The sequence below is a fragment of the Microbacterium schleiferi genome (genome assembly GCF_015565955.1).
GTDB lineage: Bacteria > Actinomycetota > Actinomycetes > Actinomycetales > Microbacteriaceae > Microbacterium > Microbacterium schleiferi_A.
The window spans coordinates 1,432,882-1,451,999 of the sequence record NZ_CP064760.1 but is presented as its reverse complement, the minus strand read 5'-3'; the positions used below and the strand labels follow the sequence as shown (position 1 = coordinate 1,451,999).

The window sequence follows — 19,118 nt, the reverse complement described above, 5'->3', positions numbered from 1 at the left end:
CGATCCTTCGCATGAGCACGCGATTCGGAGCCGTGGGATGCTGAGCGTCAGACGCCAGCCACGAAGGAACGACCATGCCGGGAACACGACGGATGCTGCGCCTCTCGCTCCTCGCGATCGTCGCTGCCCTCCCCGCGCTTGTGACGGCTTTCTCACCGTGGGCGGGCGCGACGGGCACACTGGTCCTGTCGCTCCTTCCCGTGCTGGGCGTCGCGACGGCAGGCGTCCGCCCGATGCTCACCGTCGCGGGCGCGGCCACCGCGACGGTGTTGATCGCGCTGCTTCTGGTGCAGACGGGTCCGCTCCTCCCCTGGCTCGGAACGGCACTGGTGGTCGTGCTCGCCCTTGCGGCTTCGCCACTGGTCGCGGCGGGACGAGCGAGCACGGGGGCTCTCGTCATCGTGTTGGCAGCGCATCTCATGGCGGTTCCGGATGCGGCATCCGCACCCTTCCGGGGTCTGGGCCCCCTGGGCGTCGCCCTCGCGCTCGCCGTACTGGTCGCGTTCGCAACACTGTGGGCGATCGGCGTGATCGCGCTGGCGCTGCGACAGGTGAAAATCCCGAGGTCCGCGGTGCCCCCGCCAACGCTGCCCTACACCTTGCTTCTGGCTGCGCTGGCGGGAGCTTTCACGTTCGTGACGTTGATGTGGTTTCGGGAGACGAACGCCTGGTGGTCGGTACTCACGGTGGCCGTGGTGCTGCAGCCCACCGGAAAGCGAACCCTGTCGCGACTGGCGGCGCGGGTAGGCGGCACGGTGCTTGGCGGATCCGTGGCGCTCACTCTCGCCGTCGCGCTTCCACCCGGGCTCCTCGGCCTCGTCGGAGGCCTCGCGGCCCTGGCCACGGCGATCGTCAAGCTCACCGCGCAGCCCTACTGGGTCTACGCGTCGACCTTGACCGTGACAATCGTGATGACCTCGTTCGCGCCGCAACAGGTGCTGGCCGGTGATGCGTTGCGGGTGGGGATCACGGTCGGCACCGCCCTGGTGACCGCGGCCGTCGCTGCGGTGGTCGCGCGCGCCCTGCCCGCCCGACCTCGCTGAACGCGCTATGCCACGGATGCCGCGCAGCCGCGCTCACGCTCAGGTGCGACTCCCCTCAGCTAAATCCTCATATCCACGCGGCCCAGCCGCGTTCTGCCCGGCTCTAGTCCCTCGCGACGTCCGGATATGAGGAGTTAGCTACGCGCGCCCGTGGCTACTCCCCCGCGGCGTGCGGGACTGTCGTGTTCAGCCCGTCACCCGGTCGTTGAACGAGCGGAGCGAGTCGAAACGCCGCAGACTCAGTCCAATCCGTGGAGGACGTAGACGTTCTCGCTGATGGCCGTGCCGTTGGAGGGCAGTTCCTCGTCGCCCGGGTGGAAGTGGAAAGTGCCGACCCCCGGCGCCGAGACACCGCCGGATTCCAGCGCGCAACCAGCGACCCATTCCGGCCCGTTCTGCGGGTCAGCGATCAGGCACACATAGCCGGGCGTATCCGTATTGACGAGCCACACCGAGACGCCGTCGTAGGTTCCCGCAAGCCGCGCCGTCTCGGGTTCCGGACGGACACCGCCGGGGTCACTCTCGCTCATCTGGTCGAGGATCTCTTGCGGCGGCTGGTCGGCCGCCGTGGCTTCGCGGTCAAAGATCGCGTAACCGTCGTTGCCGCCGGTGCATGCGGTGAGAGCCAGCGCTGCGACCAGCGTTCCGATCGCGGTGGCTAGTGTGCGTCGTCTGAATGAGCGCATGCTCCATGGTCATCACAGATCACGACGGATGTCGAACCTCGACATTCGCGCACCTGACGGGCGACGTCAGCCGATGACGTAGACGTTCTCGCTGATGACAGTGGCGTCCTCGGGCGCCGTCGCACCGTCGGGTACGAGGTGGTACTCGTAGTGGTCCGTGCCGCTGACGGTCACGCCATTCGGACCGCTGCATCCGATGAACCACGGTTCACTATCGGGGTATACGACGAGGCAGATCTCCATCCCGTACATCGATGGTCCTCGGGCGATCCACAACCTCTTGTCGTCGTGCTCGCCGATGTATCGCGTCTCCTTGCGTTCGATCTTGGTTTGCCCACCCTCGACGGCCCCAGGCACCGTGTCTTCTGCCGTCGGTGTTCGCTGGAAAACGCTGTACCGCTCTGGCGGCTCCGTGGCCGCCGTGCAGCCCGCCAATCCGAGCACGCCAACGAACCCAACAGCAAGCACGGCGATCCCCCGATGCATGCGCCCAGTGTGACACAACGCCCCAGCCGTTGCGCGAGCGCTGCGAGACGAAACGCCCGGCCCGGCCCGCCCCGGGAACACTGAAAGGGCGCGGCCCCGACAGGGATCCCGGCCGTTTCACCGCCCACCACGCATCCGCCCCGTCTGATGCGCCCAGATCGCGATCTCGACACGGTTCCGGGCGCCGAGCTTGGTCATGAGGCTCGCGACGTGCGACTTGACCGTGCTGAGCGTGATGTACAGCGCGCTCGCGATCTCGGTGTTGCTCAGTCCCCGCGCGACTTCGGCGAGCACCTGCTCTTCCCGTTCCGTCAGCGGCTCGATGGGCTGCGGCAGCGGCGCTGCGGGCTGGGAACCGCTAAAGGCTTCCAACAGCCGCACGGTGACGTTCGGCGCGATCAGGGCATCTCCGCCGGCGGCAGCGCGCACTGCCTGAGCAAGGAGTGCAGCACCCGCATCCTTGAGCAGGAATCCCCTCGCACCGGCACGGAGCGCCTCGAAGACGTACGCGTCGAGATCGAACGTCGTGATGATGACAACCGCCATCGGGTCGTCCACGCCCGGGCCGGCCAGGATGCGGGTCGCCTCGATGCCGTCGAGATCGGGCATACGGATGTCGAACAGGCAGACGTCGGGACGCAGCCGCCGCGCGAGGGTGATTGCTTCGTTGCCGTCGGAGGCCTCGCCCACGATCTCGATGTCGGGCTGTGCGCTCAGGATCATGCTCAGGCCCGTGCGCACGAGTTCCTGGTCGTCGGCGATGAGCACCCGGATCGTCACGGAGCCCACCCTTCCCGAGGAAGCTCTGCCGTGACAATCCACCCACCGCCCGGTGCGGGACCGCTCGTGCACGTGCCCCCGAGCAGGGCAGCGCGTTCGGTCATCCCGATAAGCCCGAATCCCGGGGCGGACGGCGGAGCGGGGTCGCCGTCGTTGGTGACGCTCAGTCGGACTCCCGCATCATCGGCGGTGACACGAACGTCGACCCGCGTCGCGTGGCGGGCGTGGCGCAGGGCGTTGGTCACCGACTCCTGAGCGATTCGATAGACCGCACCCGCAACGGGCGGCGGAACGCTGGGGCTACTTTCGGTGACCATCACGTCGACGACAACACCTCCCGGCCGCACGCCAGACAGCTGCCCGATGGCGTCGAGGCCGGGGCTCGGGGCGAGATCCGCACTCTCCCCCAGCCGCAGGACGCGAACCATGGACCGGAGCTCACTCAGCGTCTGCGCCGCCTCTGCCTCGATCACACCGAGCGCATTCGTCGCCGCGGCCGGATCATTCCCGGCCACGGCGAGGCCTGCTTGCGCGCGGATGGCGATCGCTGTGACGTGGTGGGCGACGGTGTCATGGAGGTCTCGAGCGAGGTGCTCACGCTCGAGCATCCGGATCCGATCCGTCTGGCGCTGCCGGGCTGCGGCACGGTAGCGGAAGGCCATGCCCAGCAGCAGCGCCGACAGGAGCAGCGCGAATCCGCCGATCAGCTCGACAAGTCCCCCGCCACGGATGAAGGTGAGCCCGAGGCTACCGAGCAGGAGCACTGACCCGATAACCAGGTCACGGCCGGACCCCCAGCGGAAGAGGGCATACACCAGCACGAGCAGGAACAGGCTGCTCGTGAGGTTCGACACGGGCACGACGATGTCGAGCGGCACCAGAACGATGACGAGCATCCAGAGCGGGTGGGCCCGGCGCCACAGCACGGTGGGCGCGACGACCAGCACCGCGGCTACCGAAAGCAGCGGGTTCGTCAGGTCGGGGGTGAGGATGCCTTCGGCGACAGCGCTCGCCGCGACGACCGCGAGCAGCATCCAGTCTCGCCAGACCCGGCGTGGCGGCGGAGGGGAAGCGCGCGGGGCATCCCACACAGAACGCAACAGCCCTCTCACCGGCTCAGGATACAAGCGCGCCACGCCCTGCCCGCTGCCGCGACGCGTCGGCCCGTCGCCGCCGGATGATGAGCTCGGCCACGCCGAGGTTGATGAGGAAGCCTGCGGCGACGACCCACGTTTCACCGGCTGCGTCAGCTTCGCCGAAGGGGATCGCCCACAGGATCGCGACCAGGGCCTGGGTTCCGCCCGAGACGGCGATCGCGAAAGCCCGGATCGACCACGCGGCGTGCGCCCTGAAGTCCCGCTGCGCGATGGCACGCACCGAGAGAGCGAGGAATGCCGCCATGGCGGCGCTGAAGACCAACCTCACGACGGCGAGCGGATACTCGTCGTCGGGTCCGCGGAAGAAGATCGCCAGCCATGCCCCGGAGAGTGCTGCCAGAAATCCGATCGGGATCAGCATCCGACCGGCGCGGCGATGCCACGCTCGCCGCGATCGGAGTGCGGGCGAGAACTGAAACGCTCCCACTAGGCAGAACACGCTCATCGACACGATGTGCGCGACGATCGCGGCAGTCGCGACCCACGTCAGTGGACTGCCGGAGCCGGATGCCACGTCTCGCAGACTGAGGGCACCGCCGATGATCGGGAGCGCGCTCAGAACGAGGAGCCCACAGATCGCGAGCCATCCGGTCGGGGCGTTGGGTCGAGCGGCGGACTGAGGCTCCACGGTGGGAGCGTCGTTGAGGTGATGCGGCATGCGTCGATGCTCGCGCGATCTGCGACCCCGGGCATCAGCCCACGGTACGGATGAACAATCGTCCTTTCGGCTACCCGGGTGGCGGTCTTCCGACCGATGACGGACGCTGGCCCTGCGTCACATGCTCAAGGCATGACAACGACAACGACGATGCGTGCCGTGGTGCAGCGACGATACGGTCCCCCGTCAGTGCTGGAGTGCGCCGCAGTCGAGATGCCTCAGCCCCGACGGGGCGACGTGGTGGTGCGTGTCAGCGCCGCATCCCTCCACCCGGTGACTGCTTCATCCTGGCTGGCGAGCCGTACATCGTGCGGCTGGCGTTCGGGATGCGACGGCCACGTCATCCGATCCGCGGCATGGACCTGGCGGGCGAGGTCGCGGCGATCGGCGAAGACGTCGCCGATCTCGAGCCCGGTGACGCGGTGTTCGGCTGGAGCGGGACAGGATCTCTGGCTGAATACGCCCGCGTGCCGGCGAAACATCTCGCGCCGGTGCCGAAGAACGTCACGATGACGGATGCCGCCGCCGTGCCCACGTCCGGGATGACGGCGTTGCAAGCACTTCGCGATATCGCTCACGTGGCGCCCGGACAGAAGGTGCTGATCATCGGCGCTTCGGGCGGTGTGGGCACGTTTGCGGTGCAGATCGCCAAGGCGTTGGGTGCTGAGGTCACCGGCGTGTGCGGGGGTGTCAGATGGTCTGTGTGAGTGGGGTTCACCTCGAAGGAGAACATCATGGAGACCATGGCTATCAGTCCGGAGCGCGAGGAGCGCAGGCGTCGGCAGAAGGAGCTCGCTGATCAGTTGAAGTCGTCGGGTGCGATGGATGAGATCTTCGCGAAGATCGATGCCGGCACCCCGCTGACGGGCGATCAGGGGCTGCTCGGTGGCATGCTGAAGGCCGCGCTGGAGCGGGGCCTGGACGCGGAGCTGACCGAGCACGTCGGGTACGAGCGTGGTGATGCGGAAGCGTCGCTGTATCCGAACTCCCGCAACGGCACGACGCCGAAGACGGTGTCGACCGAGATCGGTGAGATCGACCTATCGGTCCCGCGGGATCGGAACGGGTCGTTCACCCCGATGCTCGTCCCGAAGGGGCAGCGCCGGCTGGATGGGCTGGACGGGATGATCATCTCGCTCTATGCCGGCGGGATGACCATCCGCGATATCCAGCATCATCTCGCGAACACGATCGGCACCGAGCTCAGCCATGAGACGATCTCGAAGATCACCGACCAGGTCGCCGACGAGGTCCTCGCGTGGCAGACCCGCCCATTGGAAGCGTTGTATCCGGTGATCTATCTCGACGCGATCATCGTGAAGATCCGTGACGGCGGTCACGTGCGCAACAAGGCCGCGCATATCGCCGTCGGGGTCGACATGGACGGGATCAAGCACGTCCTGGGTATCTGGGTGCAGGCCACCGAAGGCGCGAAGTTCTGGGCATCGGTCTGCGCCGAGCTTGCCAACCGTGGCATCCGCGACGTGCTGATCGTCTGCACCGACGGGCTCACCGGATTTCCCGAGGCGGTCGCGGCGACGTGGCCGCAAGCGACCGTGCAGACCTGCGTGGTCCACCTGATCCGCGCGGCGATGCGGTTCGTGAACTACAAAGACCGCAAAGCCGTCGCCGCCGCGCTGAAACCGATTTACACCGCGGTGAACGAGGACGCCGCGCTCGAAGCGCTCGAGGCGTTCAGCGACTCCGAGCTCGGCCGCCGCTACCCCTCGGCGGTGAAGACGTTCCAGGACGCCTGGGACCGGTTCACCCCGTTCCTGGCGTTCCCGCCCGAGCTGCGCCGCGTGATCTACACCACCAACGCGATCGAGTCGCTGAACTACCAGCTGCGGAAAGTGACGAAATCGCGGGGTCACTTTCCCAACGACGCCGCCGCGGTCAAGCTGCTCTGGCTGGCGATCTGCGACATCGAAGACAAGCGCGCCCGAGAACGCGAGAAGGAACGCGGGCGCCCCTCCAGCCAGCGAAAAGCTTCCGGCCGACTCATCGAGGGCAACGTGACCACGAACTGGAAACAAGCCCTCGAACAACTCGCACTCGCCTACCCCGACCGCATCACCCCCTACCTCTAACCACCAACACCAACCCGCTTACACAGAAGACTTGACAAGCCCACGTGTGCAGTGCGCGGAACATGGCCCTCGTCGCGTCGCTGGGCGCCGATCACGTCATCGACTACGAGCGAACCGATCTGTCGCAGCTGACCACGCGCTACGACGTCATCCTCGACAACGTGGAGTCCACGCCCCTCGGCGTCCTCCGCCGAGTGCTGACTCCCACCGGCACGCTGATTCCCAACAGTGGTCGAGGTGGGCGCTGGTTCGGCCCGCTGGGACGCATCGCGCGCGCCCGGATCCTGTCAGCCTTCTCCCGGCAGCGCCTGCGCCCGTTCACCTCGATCGGCACGCGGGAAGATCTGCTCACGCTGGCGGACCTCATCGCGGACCAACGGATCACTCCGATCATCGATCGCGCGTACTCGCTGGATGACGCGTCTGACGCGTTCCTGCACGTTGCGAGCGGACACACGCGCGGAAAGGTCGTCGTCGCGCTCTGACCATGATGCCGGCATCCATCGCCGCATCCCTGAACAGTCCTTTCGCCGCCCGGCGACAGGACCACCCCCAAGAAAGAGGAACCCATGAACACCCCCTCCCCATCGACCCCCCTGCAGAACCGCCCGATTCCCGTGCAAGCCAAGATCGCTGCAGCCTGGACCAGCTTCATGTTCCTGTACATCTATGTGGACTACTACCACCTGCACAAGCCCGAGGTCATCGACAACCTCCGCGCCGGCCAGGTCTTCGAGTTCGCCGTCAGTCCAGCGTTGATGACGGGCTTTCTCGTCGTGACCGGGATCCCGACGATGATGGTGGTGCTCTCGGCAGTGCTCCCGGCGCGGGTCAACCGCATCACCAACCTTGTCGCCGCTGTTGTCTACATCCCGGTGACCGTGTTCAACGCGGTGGGCGAAACCTGGGAGTGGGCGTCCTTCTACGCCCTGTCGATCGGCCTCGAGCTGCTGCTGCTGGCCTTCATCCTGCGCAGTGCCTGGGCATGGCCACGCGAGGTTGCCCCGGCGACGGCCATGGATGCTCCTGCTCACGCCGGGCACCGATGAACCGTCCGACAATCTCGATGCGCGCGGCGGCTCTTGCCGCCGCGCTCGTCGTCGCCCTGCCCCTGGCAGCATGCGGGCACCTCACCGGCAGCGCTCCCCTCCAGACGCAGACACGGGATGTCGCCGGCATCGACTCCGTGGAGTTGCACACGAGCGGTGACCTGATCATTTCGGTGGGCGAGGCCGAGTCGCTGACGATCACCGCCTCGGGCGTCGAGCTGTCGTCTCTCACCTCTGAGGTGCATGGCGGCACGCTCGTGCTGGACATGAATGGCCTCGCCCTCGGCGCCGCCCGCATCACGTACGCGCTGACGGTGCGCTCGCTGGAACGGGTGCAGGTGAGCGGCTCCGGCAGCGTCACGGGCACGGGAGTGTTCGGGTCGACGGGAACGCTCGACCTCGGCGGTTCAGGTAGCGCCGTGTTCACGGGCCTCCACACCGACGATCTGACAGTGATGATCGATGGATCGGGAAGCGTGACGCTGGAGGGATCAAGCGACGCACTGGAGCTCACGATGGATGGGTCCGGGGACTTCGACGGCACGGAACTGCGTACCCGGGCGACGACGGCGTCGGTGGCCGGCAGCGGTTCCGCACGCGTGCACGTCTCCGGTGCCCTAGTGGCGACCGCGAGCGGGAGCGGTGGCCTTACCTACTCCGGTGACCCGGCACGGGTCGATGCGGATGTCTCCGGCAGTGGGGAGGTCGTCGCCGAATGAGGCATCCGTGAACGCTGAAAGGCCGGGACCCCCATAAGGGATCCCGGCCTTCCGTTGCTGTGTGGTGCTACCGGCTGTGACGCGGGTGGTGCCGGGTCTTAGCGGCCCGAGAGCTTCTCGCGAAGAGCCGCGAGAGCCTCGTCATCCGCGAGCGTGCCCACGGGGCTTTCGCTCGAGTACGAGCCCGAACCGGATGCCGAACCGCTGTAGTCCTCGTCCTTGGCCTTGGTGGCCTCGGCTTCGGCGGCAGCGGCGACGGTGGCCTTGTGGGCTTCCCAGCGCGCCTGGGCTGCAGCGTATTCCTGCTCCCACTTCTCGCGCTGCTCGTCGAAGCCTTCCTTCCACTGGTTGGTCTCGGGGTCGAAGCCCTCGGGGTACTTGTACTCCCCGTTCTCGTCGTACTCCGTGACCATGCCGTAGAGGGCCGGGTCGAACTCGACACCGAAGGGGTCGATGGACTCGTTGGCCTGCTTCAGCGAGAGCGAGATGCGGCGACGCTCGAGGTCGATGTCGATGACCTTGACGAACACCTCTTCGCCGACCGAGACAACCTGCTCGGCGAGCTCGACGTGCTTGCCCGAGAGCTCCGAGATGTGCACGAGGCCCTCGATGCCGTCCGCGACGCGAACGAACGCACCGAACGGAACGAGCTTGGTGACCTTACCCGCAGCGATCTGACCGATCGCGTGGGTACGGGCGAACACCTGCCACGGGTCTTCCTGGGTGGCCTTGAGCGAGAGCGACACGCGCTCGCGGTCGAGGTCGACCTCGAGGATCTCGACGGTGACTTCCTGGCCCACCTCGACGACCTCGGATGCGTGCTCGATGTGCTTCCACGAGAGCTCCGAGACGTGCACGAGACCGTCGACGCCACCGAGGTCGACGAACGCACCGAAGTTGACGATCGACGAGACGGTGCCCTTGCGGACCTGGCCCTTGTGCAGGTTGTTGAGGAAGTTCGAGCGCGACTCCGACTGGGTCTGCTCGAGCAGCGCACGGCGCGAGAGCACGACGTTGTTGCGGTTCTTGTCGAGCTCGAGGATCTTCGCCTCGATCTCCTGACCCAGGTACGGGGTCAGGTCACGGACGCGGCGCAGCTCGATCAGCGATGCGGGGAGGAATCCGCGCAGGCCGATGTCGACGATGAGTCCACCCTTGACGACCTCGATCACGGAACCGGTGACAACACCGTCGTTCTCCTTGATCTTCTCGACGTCGCCCCACGCACGCTCGTACTGGGCACGCTTCTTCGAGAGGATGAGGCGGCCTTCCTTGTCCTCCTTCTGGAGAACCAGCGCCTCGACCTGGTCGCCGACGTTGACGACCTCGTTGGGGTCAACATCGTGCTTGATGGAAAGTTCACGGGAGGGGATGACACCCTCGGTCTTGTATCCGACGTCGAGGAGCACCTCGTCGCGGTCGATCTTGACGACGATGCCCTCGATGAGCGAGCCGTCGTTGAAGTCCTTGCCCTTGAGGGTCTCTTCGACCGCGGCCAGGAAGTCCTCAGCAGATCCGATGTCGTTGATCGCAACCTGCTTGGTGGCCGGGGCGGTCGTTGCAGTAGTCATGTAGTGGGTTGTCCTTGGATGGTGTTGTAGTCGGGGCCAGATGCTTTCCGTTCGTTGAGCGAGCGAAGCGAGTCGAAACGCGCCTCTCGGTCGTTGAGCGAGCAAAGCGAGTCGAAACGCACTTCACTCAAACGGATGCCGCACCAAGGCCAGGTGGATTGGGTTATGCGATGTCACTCCCCCGCGTTCCCGCGGGCAGGCATGCAGAACGAAGCCCACGAGTGACACTTCAGGATATCAGAGAGGAAGGCCGGATTCGACGGCGCTGAACGCGGGCGCCGTAAGTTTCGGCCCGACACTGCGGATTGAGATCTACCAACACGAGCGCCAGTCTCAACTCTCCCTCATGACGCGACCGACGAACAGCGGGCACCTCGGGACGCCCGCGTGACTGGTGCTTCCTACGAAAGCCTCTATGTCACCAGACTTATCGGCACTCAATATGCGGGTCTATCCCGCCGTTGCATCGGTCCGCCATACTGACGGAATGCCTGACATGCCGTGGGTTGACGCCATCAAGCTGGTCTTAAGCGAGCAAGGCGAGCCAATGCGCGCCTCAGAAATCGCGCAGACAATCGTTGACAAAAAGTACCGAGTGAAGGTCGGAGCTACACCAAACACAACCGTCGGCTCGATCCTCTCGCAACCCCCTCTCCGCGATGAAGTCGAGAAGGTGGAGCGCGGGATCTACAGGTACCCGCCTAGCAACGAAGTCGAAGGCGGCACTGCAGCAGCGGACGGCGACGCTCCCCCCGCGGAGTCAGGCCCAACCAAGTCGGGGACTGAGCTGACTCAGGACGAGCCGGGGCTACTGAACGCGTTCGGATTGTTCTGGCGACGCGCAGAAGTGGATTGGACGGCAGCCGCGCCGAAGCTATTCGGCGTACAACTCGCTGGGAGCACGGCGGTTGACTTTGGATCGCAGGCGGGCATCTATGTGCTCTACGACGGCAGTCGACTAGTTTATGTCGGTCGCGTGAATGAACCCCGACTCGCTAAACGGCTGCGCGAACACACGCGAGATCGTCTAAGCGGAAGATGGGACCGCTTCTCTTGGTTCGGAGTTCGGGCTGTGACCGATACCGGCCTCGCGGACTTCTCACCGTCAGCTACCGTGACCCTTGACTCGCTGATCAATACCCTCGAAGCGCTGTTCATCGAGGCCCTTGAGCCCCCACAGAACCGTCGCCAGGGTGACGGTTTCGCCGAACTCGAGTTCATCCAGGTACTTGACCCCGGTATCGAGAAGAAGCGCAAGAAGCAGATCCTCGACGAGCTAAGTAAGAACTTGTGAGCTTTGGGTGGCGCCTGGTACCGAAGCCGCAACTGTCGCGGCGGTTCTTGGTCAGCAGCAAAAGCTAACCTGTCCGGCGCTCTCGCAGTCGCTCGTACAGCCCGAAGTCGAGCGCGAGCTGGACGAGCTGGCGGGGTTCGAGTTTGCGGATCGCTGCTAGCACCTCGGCGCTGGCGGTCTCGTGCGACCAGATCGCGTCTTCGAGCACGACCTGCAGGGCGGGCGAGTTCGAGAAGTCGACCTTCGTGTTGTTCTTGGCCTGCTCGGCCAGCCCAGCGTCCGCGACAGCCTCCAGAAGTACACCTTCGATCGCGCCGACCTTGTGCTCGTCCTTCGCGTCGAGGTCCCCAAGGTACTTGTTCACCTTCTCGATCAGCTCGGCGGTGGAGGCTCGCTCCTTCTCGCGGAGCTTCGCCATGCCAGCTTCGGTGAGGCCCCGGAGCCCCTCAGCGTCCCCCGTTACGAGTGCGAGGTCTTCCTGCTTCAGTTTCTCGAGCTTGTAGTGGGTGAGCACGACATCCGACACGTCGACGACCTCGCCGTTCCCGCCATCATCGACAGCGGCGCGCAGTCGTCGACCGAGCAGATCGGCAAACACCGAGAACTTCTCGTATCGCGTGTCGCCAAAGTGAAGGATCTGGGAGAAGAACGCGTACGAGGTGACGTACTGCGCGAGTGTCGAACGGAAGTCGACCAGACGCTCCCGCTCCTCGGCGTCGTCGATCGAGTCCCGCCAGCGCGCGACGAAACGATCGACTGCAGGATCGAGATGCGCCGAGAGCGCGTTGTGTGCAGTACCCGGGTTTGCGTCGGCGCGTGTCCAGTCCGCCCAGACGCGATCGACCTCGGCCCAGGTGAACACCCCAACGGCGTCGAGCTTGTTCAGTTGGTTCGCCACGAGATCCGGATCAGAGGATGTCTCGACCCGCGCCTCTTCGTAGTACTCCTGGAACGCCTGCTTGATCAGCTCGGGCTCATTGACGAAGTCGAGCACGTACGTCTCGGTCTTGCCCGGCATTGTGCGGTTCAGGCGCGACAGCGTCTGAACCGCGGCAATCCCCGAGAGCTGCTTGTCGACGTACATCGCCACGAGCAGAGGCTGGTCAAAACCGGTCTGGTACTTGTTGGCCACGATGAGCACGTGGTGGTCGGGCTGCGCGAACACGTCGGCGAGGTCACGACCCTTGAGTGACGGGTTCATGGATGCCTCGGTCACCGTCGGCTGCTCGAGGCCAGGGAGCGCAACAACGTCAGGATCGGGAACCTCCCCCGAAAACGCCACGAGCGCTGTGAGCGGGAGCCCCCGCTCGCGAGCAAGCTTCTCGAAGGCCCGCGCGTACTTCACCGCCGCCGCGCGTGAAGAAGTGACGATCATCGCCTTCGCCCGACCGCCGAGCTGCGGCTGCACCACTTCTCGGAAGTGGGTGATGATCTCCGACACCTTCGACGCAATATTGGTCGGATGCAACTCGACGAGCCCGATGAGCGCACGCGTCCCCTTCCGCACGTCGACCTCTTCGTCGTCAGACTCCGACCCATCCATCGCGCGTTTCGCGATGCGCGCGGCCATCTCGTAAGTCGTGTAGTTGCGAAGCACGTCGAGGATGAAGCCCTCTTCGATCGCCTGCTTCATCGAGTAGAGATCGAACGGCTGTGGCTTGCCGTCGGGTCCGGGCGTGCCGAACAGCTCCAGGGTCTTCGTCTTCGGGGTCGCCGTGAACGCGAAGAAGCTGATGCGGTGCTCGTCGTCGGCGTGGGCAGCCATCGCGACGAGCGCGTCCTGGTCGGCGCCGGGTTCGTCTTCGTCGATGGTCACGTTCTCGCCGAGGTACAGCAGATCTTTCAACGCTGAGGCTGCCGCCCCGCCTGTGAGGAGTGGGCCTCATCCGCGATGACGGCGAACCGCTTCCCAGCTAGCGCACCGCCCGTCTCACGAATCTGCTTGAGTGCATGCGGGAACGTCTGCAGGGTCACGCCGATGATCGGGATACCTGCGGCCAGCGCTTCGGTGAGCTGCGCCGTCTTGGATCCTTCGGACCCTCTCGTAATGGCCTGGAAGGTGCCGGTCGCAGTGACGAGCTGGTCGACGGCGTCTTGTAACTGTCGATCGAGCACCTGTCGGTCGGCGATCACAATCACCGAGTCGAACACCTTCTCACCCTCGAGGGTATGGAGTGACGCGAGCCGGTGCGCGGTCCACGCGATGGAGTCTGTCTTGCCCGAGCCGGCCGAGTGCTGCACGAGGTACCTATGCCCGGCACCATCGGCCCGCGCTGCCGCGGTAAGCGCCGTGACAGCCCGCCACTGATGGAACCGTGGAAAGCGGATCTGCGACCGGTACGTCACTTTGCCCGTGAGTGGGTCGCTCTGCTTCTCATGGTTGGTGTAGACGAACTTCGTGAGGATCGTGAGCCACGCGTCGCGGTCGAGCACGTCTTCCCAGAAGTAGGCCGTGCGCGGCTTGTCTCCGTTCGGGGCGTTACCCGCACCGCCGTTGTTGCCGCGGTTGAACGGCAGAAACGACGTGGACTCCCCCGCGAGCCGCGTCGTCATGGCGATCTCGTCCTGCGTGAGCGCAAAGTGCACGAGCGCGCCGCGACCCGAGGTCAGCAGCGGCTCTCCCTGCGGATGACGATCACGCTTGTACTGCGTGGTGGCCGCCGCGAGATTCTGAGCGAAGTTTGTCTTGATCTCCACCGTCGCGACAGGGATGCCGTTGACGAAGAAAGCCAGGTCGAGCCTGTCTTCCTTCTTCGTCGAGTAACGCAGTTCGGGCACGACGCGCAGGATGTTCCGCCGATAGAGGTCGAGCATCGCGCGGTTGCGGTCGTCAGCGGGCGGATGCTGCACCATGCGGAACCGCTTGGCACCGACGACGTCGAACCCCTTGCGCAATACCGTGAGCGTTCCGCCACCTTGATGCTCGTCGGCCGCGAGGGAGTCTGCGAGGCGCTTGAGGATCCGCTCACGACCGCTAACATCGCCATCGGCTGTGACGATCTTCCGCAGGTTCTTCGCGTCATCTAGCTCAAGCCAGGCCAGAACATCGTCGGGGTAAAGCGCACGCTCGCGGTCGTATCTCTCGCTCGTGCCGACTTCCCAACCGTGGTCCGCAAGGTGTTTCACGATCAGCTTCTGGAACTCGGTCTCGGCGTAGAGCGTGCTCATCGCGCCTCCTCGATGGCGGTCTGAATACTGTCTACCACCGGCTTCTGCCGCGACGTGACGTCAATCTGGCCAGTGACAGCCGCGGTGATGAGCGCCGCGCGCCGCTCCTTCGCCAGCGCGATCGCGGCGTCAATGTCAGCTTCGAAACGAGCACGGCCGCGCCTCAATTCGTCCACCCGGATCGCCACTTCCCGGCGACTTCGCTCATTCGGAAGAGGAACGCCGATCCGCGAGAAGCTCTCGAACGAAATCTTCTGCATGGTTGCGCTGGCCCCGACCCTAATGCGTGCGATTGACTCCGCGTATGCGCGACTAGCCATCCAAGCCCCTACATACTCCGTACACCCCCCGCCAACTTGAACTCTCCAGAGAAGATCAGAGAGGTACAGATTCGGGTGAGCGTGACGGACATAGACGCCCCGACCAACAAGATCGGGGGTGTTCGCACGGTTGACGATGAGAGAGTCCGCGAGGACGGGAGTGGCTAGCCGCTCGCGCTCCTCCGGTTCAAGTACGGCCTTGTTCTCCGCGGGGTCAAAGTAACCCTTCGATACTGACCCTGTCCGAAGCACACCGGGTTCGGATCCCGTAGCAGGCCAAGCGACGCCATTGACACTAACGCCAGACTCCCGGGCGAGACCCAGGCGCTTCAGCGGCACCAGATGGTCCGAGAAGGCCCGAAATGAGATATCAACTTCGGCGTTGATCCGCTCGGATTCAAGTTCCCTCAGTCGACGTAGATCGGCGATGAAGGCGTCGATCTCGGCGGTCTCGTGGTCGAGGTAGTCCGCGATCTGCTGCTGCACCTCAATGCTCGGGAGAAGAAGGGGCTCGCTACCGAGATCGCTCTGGGTCATGCTCGGTAGGGCCGTTCCCGTCGAGTAGTAGTCGAAGGGGAGTCTTGTTGCCCAGTAGTAGAGAAACTTCGGGCTGATCAGCCGCTGATTTGGCACTGTGTAGTACATTGTGTCCACGGTCCAGAAGCGCCCAGTGACGTAGATTGGCCTGTCGATCGTTCCCTTTCGGCCGAAGAGCACCGATGGCCCGTCATGAAGCCATGCACTGGCCCACCGAAACCGCCCACCTGAGCCATAGACGGGGTATCCGGGCTCCTCGGCCTCAACATGCGCGAAGTCGGCGCCGTTCCGAAACGAGACGACGTCGCGCAATCTGGCTGGTCGCCATCCTTCTGGCGCTGTCTCACGCGGACTCGTCGCGCTACTCACGCCTTGACCGCTTCTAGCCGGACACGGATGCGCCCGAGGACTTGATCCAGGTCGCGGTCGATCTCCTCGAGCGGACGCGGCGGCACGTACTCGTAGAAGTGGCGCGTGAACGGGATCTCGGCGCCTTCCTTCGTCTTGGACCCGTCGATCCAGGCATCCGGCGCGAAGGGCTTGACCTCGCGTTCGAGGTAGTCATGGATGTCTTCGTGCCACGGGACGTTCTCGGTGTCGCGGCGCCCGGCATCCGCCACAGGTCCACCCGCGGAGGTCACCAGTTCGCCCTCGTCGTCGGGCTCACCCAGCTCTGTGACGAGGGCCTTGAGCTGTGCGGGTGAGAGAGTAACGCCGGCATCCGTCAGTGCCTGGGCAAGCGAACGCGAGAACTCGGCGCGGTTGGTCGAGACGACGTCGCTGGTCACGCCTTCGAGTGCTGCACGAAGCGCCGCAAGCTGCGCGGCATCCGTCTTGGCGAACGCTCGTGACGCGAGAGCCTTCTCGACACGCACCTGCGTGATGGCGTAGTTGAGGCGGAGCGGGCGTTCGACCGTGATGGTGCGGTAGAAGAAGTCGGTCGAGCGGAAGATCATGGAGTGCTTGGTCTCCGTGAAGTCGGTAAAGAGCTTCGTGATCTCGCGGATGTGGTCGTCCGAGAGCTTGCGGCGCTTCGAGCCGATGGACTTGCGCATCTTCTCGAACATGCCGGTCGCATCGATCAGCTGCACGAGCCCGCGCCGGTGCGCCGGCTTGTCCTTGTTGAGCACCCAGACATAGGTCGCGATGCCGGTGTTGTAGAACATGTCGGTCGGCAGCCCGACGATGGCTTCGAGGTAGTCGGACTCGAGGATCCACTTGCGGATGTTCGACTCCCCCGAGCCGGCGCCGCCGGTGAAGAGCGGCGAACCGTTGAGCACGATCGCGCCGCGACCAGCTACCGCATTCTCCTCACCCGGCTTCGGCTCGCGCAGCTTCGAGATGAGGTGCATGAGAAAGAGCAGCGACCCGTCCGAGACGCGCGGCAGCCCCGGCCCGAACCTGCCGGCATAGCCCGCGACTGTGTGTTCGGTCTCGATCTGCTTGCGGTACTGCTTCCAGTCCACGCCGAACGGCGGGTTGGACAGGCCGTAGTGGAAGGTGCGTCCCTCGAACGCCGGATCGGTGAGCGTGTTGCCCAGCACGATGTTGTCGATGGGCTGGCCCTTGACCACCATGTCGGCCTTGCAGATCGCATACGAGGCTGGGTTGATCTCTTGCCCGAGCAGGTTCACATGGGCCTTGGCGTTGTGGCCATGGATCCGGTCGGCCGCGACCGACAGCATCCCACCGGTACCCGCCGTCGGGTCGTAGACCTCGCGCACGATACCCGGCGTCATGAGGCTGTCGTCGCTCTCCACGAGAAGAGACACCATGAGCTCGATCACCTCACGAGGAGTGAAGTGCTCACCGGCCGTCTCGTTCGAGGCTTCCGCGAACTTGCGGATCAGTTCCTCGAAAATGTGGCCCATCTGTTCGTTGCTCACGGCATCCGGGTGCAGATTCGCCTTCGCGAAGTGCTGCAGGATCTGCAGCAACAGGTCATGAGAGGCAAGGTCGGCGATCGTGTCTTCGAACTTGTACTTGTCGAAGATGTCGCGCACGCTCGACGAGAACGCATGCACGTAGTCGCGCAGGTTCTTCTCGAGGTTGTCGGGATCGCCCTGCAGCGACTTCAGATCGTGGCGCGAGCGGTTCCAGAACGAGTACGGATGCTTCGCCTTCGCCCGGAGCATCGCCTGCGGCGGCTCGTCGTCGGGGCCAAGACCTTCGCAAGCGGCGAGGACGGCCTGCTTCGTCGGCGCCAGCACCGCGTCGAGACGAGAGAGCACCGTGAACGGCAGGATGACATCGCCATACTCGTGCTGCTTATAGGTGCCGCGAAGGATATCGGCGGCGTTCCAGATGAATGTGGCGTGGTTCAGCGATGACACTGTTCGGGGACCCCCTCGACTACGAACTTCACTCTAGAGGGCCGCTACTCGGTCAGAGTGGCCTACTTCGCGCCATCGCTCTCAGCGGGCGTGGGGCGCGGATGAGCTCCCGGCGCTTGATCAGGTTGCCGCAGGAGTCGCGCTATTGCACCGTGATCCGAAGCAACGCCCCGTCAGACGACACAGCTTCCGCCACGGGCTGGCCAGCGCGAAAATCCTCACCCCCTGCGTCGCCTCGCTCTTTCTCTATTCTTGCGAACTGGCGCTGCGTTTCCGCCACGGCTCGATAGTCGTCGCCTTTCAACGCGGTCGCGACATCGCGCGCCACACCCTGAAAAACGCGGATACGTTCGAGGCCTGGCGCCTCAAGGACCATTTCCTCCCCGATGAATGCCCCAAGATCGTTCTCGCGGACCGTCGCGGAATCCGCTCTCCTCCCTCGCCAATCGAGGAGATGCGGACGCCACAATCGAGCGGATTCCGATAGGCCACCGAACTCGGCCAGTGACGCCATCTCAACGTTCGTCGAACTCGCGAAGAGTTCATCGGCAGCCACGTCGATCTTGTCGGTCGGTCTTGACCGCCGACGGCTAGCGTGTCGTGCAGACCTTAACGAATCGTCACTCGGAGACCACCTGACTTTCCGTTCCTCGGGGTCGACTGCCATGAGGCGGATCCCCGCTGCGTTCGAGACCGTGGACACCACGACTCCAGGAAGCAAGTTGGCGTCCACTGTGAGCCCAGCCAACTGTGTGGTCCCACGGGCAAGCTGATGCTCAGCGTTGGAACTAGAGACGGTGCCTTTCGTTTCCAGCAACTCGAAGTTCCGCACGCTTGGGTCGCTTTCGTCTGGAAAAGCAAGCAAATAGTCGGGCTGGCGACGACCATTGCGCTCGAGCGCGGGCACGACCTCGTCGTAAAGAGCTTGATCCACGTCGATCGCTGCAATCGGGCCAACCTGCGGGTTACGCGCGCGAACCCACATCTTGGCTGCAACGATGCCGAATCCAATGCCGATCTCCTCGGACAGGACCCTTCGCTGATTTGCTCCAATAAAGAGGAGCGCCTCGCCATCAAGACAAAGGTGGCCCGACGCTGGCACACGTCCGAATACGCCAAGGTATCGAAGCACCGACCACCCCGAGTCAGCGCAGAAACAGCCGGGTCCCGCAGGAGTCCGGTCGCACGCGAGAGCTCCAGTAGCGCTTGAATGGGCCGAATAGTAAG

At 64.8% G+C, this 19,118-nt stretch carries 18 protein-coding genes; 7 read left to right on the top strand and 11 right to left on the bottom strand.

The features are described 5' to 3' along the window. Positions 1-74: 74 nt before the first annotated feature. Entirely contained in the window at positions 75-1,043 is a 969-nt protein-coding gene (locus tag IT882_RS06960; protein WP_195693726.1) for an FUSC family protein, read from the top strand. Positions 1,044-1,282: 239 nt separating this feature from the next. On the opposite strand, the gene IT882_RS06955 is transcribed toward IT882_RS06960, so the two are convergent. The 5 genes from IT882_RS06955 to IT882_RS06935 form a co-directional block, all read right to left on the bottom strand. Further along, positions 1,283-1,729 carry a hypothetical protein gene (locus tag IT882_RS06955; protein WP_195693725.1) on the bottom strand — a complete coding sequence of 149 codons (447 nt, stop codon included), beginning with the start codon at positions 1,727-1,729 and terminating at the stop codon, positions 1,283-1,285. A 66-nt stretch (positions 1,730-1,795) separates the two neighbouring features. Continuing rightward, positions 1,796-2,215, bottom strand: coding sequence for a hypothetical protein (locus IT882_RS06950; protein ID WP_195693724.1), 420 nt, complete (start codon positions 2,213-2,215; stop codon positions 1,796-1,798). 117 nt (positions 2,216-2,332) lie between these two features. Next, positions 2,333-2,995, bottom strand: a complete 663-nt coding sequence (locus tag IT882_RS06945) for a response regulator (RefSeq protein ID WP_195693723.1) — start codon at positions 2,993-2,995, stop codon at positions 2,333-2,335. After that, on the bottom strand, positions 2,992-4,029 hold the full coding sequence (locus IT882_RS06940) for a sensor histidine kinase (RefSeq protein WP_229382364.1): 1,038 nt from the start codon (positions 4,027-4,029) through the stop codon (positions 2,992-2,994). Before IT882_RS06940 ends, IT882_RS06945 begins: the two co-directional genes overlap by 4 nt. A gap of 82 nt (positions 4,030-4,111) precedes the next feature. After that, on the bottom strand, positions 4,112-4,810 hold the full coding sequence (locus IT882_RS06935) for a DUF2306 domain-containing protein (RefSeq protein WP_195693721.1): 699 nt from the start codon (positions 4,808-4,810) through the stop codon (positions 4,112-4,114). 356 nt (positions 4,811-5,166) lie between these two features. Between IT882_RS06935 and IT882_RS06930 the strand changes: the two genes are divergently transcribed. From IT882_RS06930 to IT882_RS06910, 5 genes are all read left to right on the top strand, one after another. Continuing rightward, positions 5,167-5,517, top strand: coding sequence for an NAD(P)-dependent alcohol dehydrogenase (locus IT882_RS06930; protein WP_195693720.1), 351 nt, complete (start codon positions 5,167-5,169; stop codon positions 5,515-5,517). A 36-nt stretch (positions 5,518-5,553) separates the two neighbouring features. Next, positions 5,554-6,900 carry an IS256 family transposase gene (locus IT882_RS06925; RefSeq protein ID WP_228481089.1) on the top strand — a complete coding sequence of 449 codons (1,347 nt, stop codon included), beginning with the start codon at positions 5,554-5,556 and terminating at the stop codon, positions 6,898-6,900. A 44-nt stretch (positions 6,901-6,944) separates the two neighbouring features. Then, positions 6,945-7,385 carry a zinc-binding dehydrogenase gene (locus tag IT882_RS06920; protein ID WP_229382363.1) on the top strand — a complete coding sequence of 147 codons (441 nt, stop codon included), beginning with the start codon at positions 6,945-6,947 and terminating at the stop codon, positions 7,383-7,385. Between the two features lie 84 nt (positions 7,386-7,469). Continuing rightward, positions 7,470-7,949, top strand: a complete 480-nt coding sequence (locus tag IT882_RS06915) for a DUF6326 family protein (protein WP_195693719.1) — start codon at positions 7,470-7,472, stop codon at positions 7,947-7,949. After that, positions 7,946-8,668: a head GIN domain-containing protein gene (locus IT882_RS06910; RefSeq protein ID WP_195693718.1), complete on the top strand. Its 723-nt coding sequence runs from the start codon at positions 7,946-7,948 to the stop codon at positions 8,666-8,668. The genes IT882_RS06915 and IT882_RS06910 overlap by 4 nt, the downstream gene beginning before the upstream one ends. Before the next feature lie 98 nt (positions 8,669-8,766). Here the strand turns inward: IT882_RS06910 and rpsA are convergent, their stop codons facing one another. Then, a complete protein-coding gene (gene rpsA, locus IT882_RS06905; RefSeq protein ID WP_195693717.1) occupies positions 8,767-10,239 on the bottom strand; it encodes a 30S ribosomal protein S1 in 1,473 nt (490 codons plus the stop codon). A 487-nt stretch (positions 10,240-10,726) separates the two neighbouring features. Between rpsA and IT882_RS06900 the strand changes: the two genes are divergently transcribed. Beyond that, positions 10,727-11,533, top strand: a complete 807-nt coding sequence (locus tag IT882_RS06900) for an HTH domain-containing protein (RefSeq protein WP_195693716.1) — start codon at positions 10,727-10,729, stop codon at positions 11,531-11,533. Between the two features lie 64 nt (positions 11,534-11,597). Here the strand turns inward: IT882_RS06900 and IT882_RS16435 are convergent, their stop codons facing one another. The 5 genes from IT882_RS16435 to IT882_RS06880 all read right to left on the bottom strand — a co-directional run bounded on the left by IT882_RS16435 (position 11,598) and on the right by IT882_RS06880 (position 19,023). Next, positions 11,598-13,379, bottom strand: coding sequence for a type I restriction enzyme subunit R domain-containing protein (locus tag IT882_RS16435; protein WP_229382362.1), 1,782 nt, complete (start codon positions 13,377-13,379; stop codon positions 11,598-11,600). Next, positions 13,376-14,701: a type I restriction endonuclease gene (locus tag IT882_RS16430; protein WP_229382361.1), complete on the bottom strand. Its 1,326-nt coding sequence runs from the start codon at positions 14,699-14,701 to the stop codon at positions 13,376-13,378. The genes IT882_RS16435 and IT882_RS16430 overlap by 4 nt, the downstream gene beginning before the upstream one ends. Continuing rightward, positions 14,698-15,927 carry a restriction endonuclease subunit S gene (locus tag IT882_RS06890; protein ID WP_195693715.1) on the bottom strand — a complete coding sequence of 410 codons (1,230 nt, stop codon included), beginning with the start codon at positions 15,925-15,927 and terminating at the stop codon, positions 14,698-14,700. Before IT882_RS06890 ends, IT882_RS16430 begins: the two co-directional genes overlap by 4 nt. Then, entirely contained in the window at positions 15,924-17,891 is a 1,968-nt protein-coding gene (locus IT882_RS06885; RefSeq protein WP_195693714.1) for a type I restriction-modification system subunit M, read from the bottom strand. The genes IT882_RS06890 and IT882_RS06885 overlap by 4 nt, the downstream gene beginning before the upstream one ends. Before the next feature lie 142 nt (positions 17,892-18,033). Then, on the bottom strand, positions 18,034-19,023 hold the full coding sequence (locus tag IT882_RS06880; protein WP_195693713.1) for a hypothetical protein: 990 nt from the start codon (positions 19,021-19,023) through the stop codon (positions 18,034-18,036). Positions 19,024-19,118 lie beyond the last annotated feature (95 nt).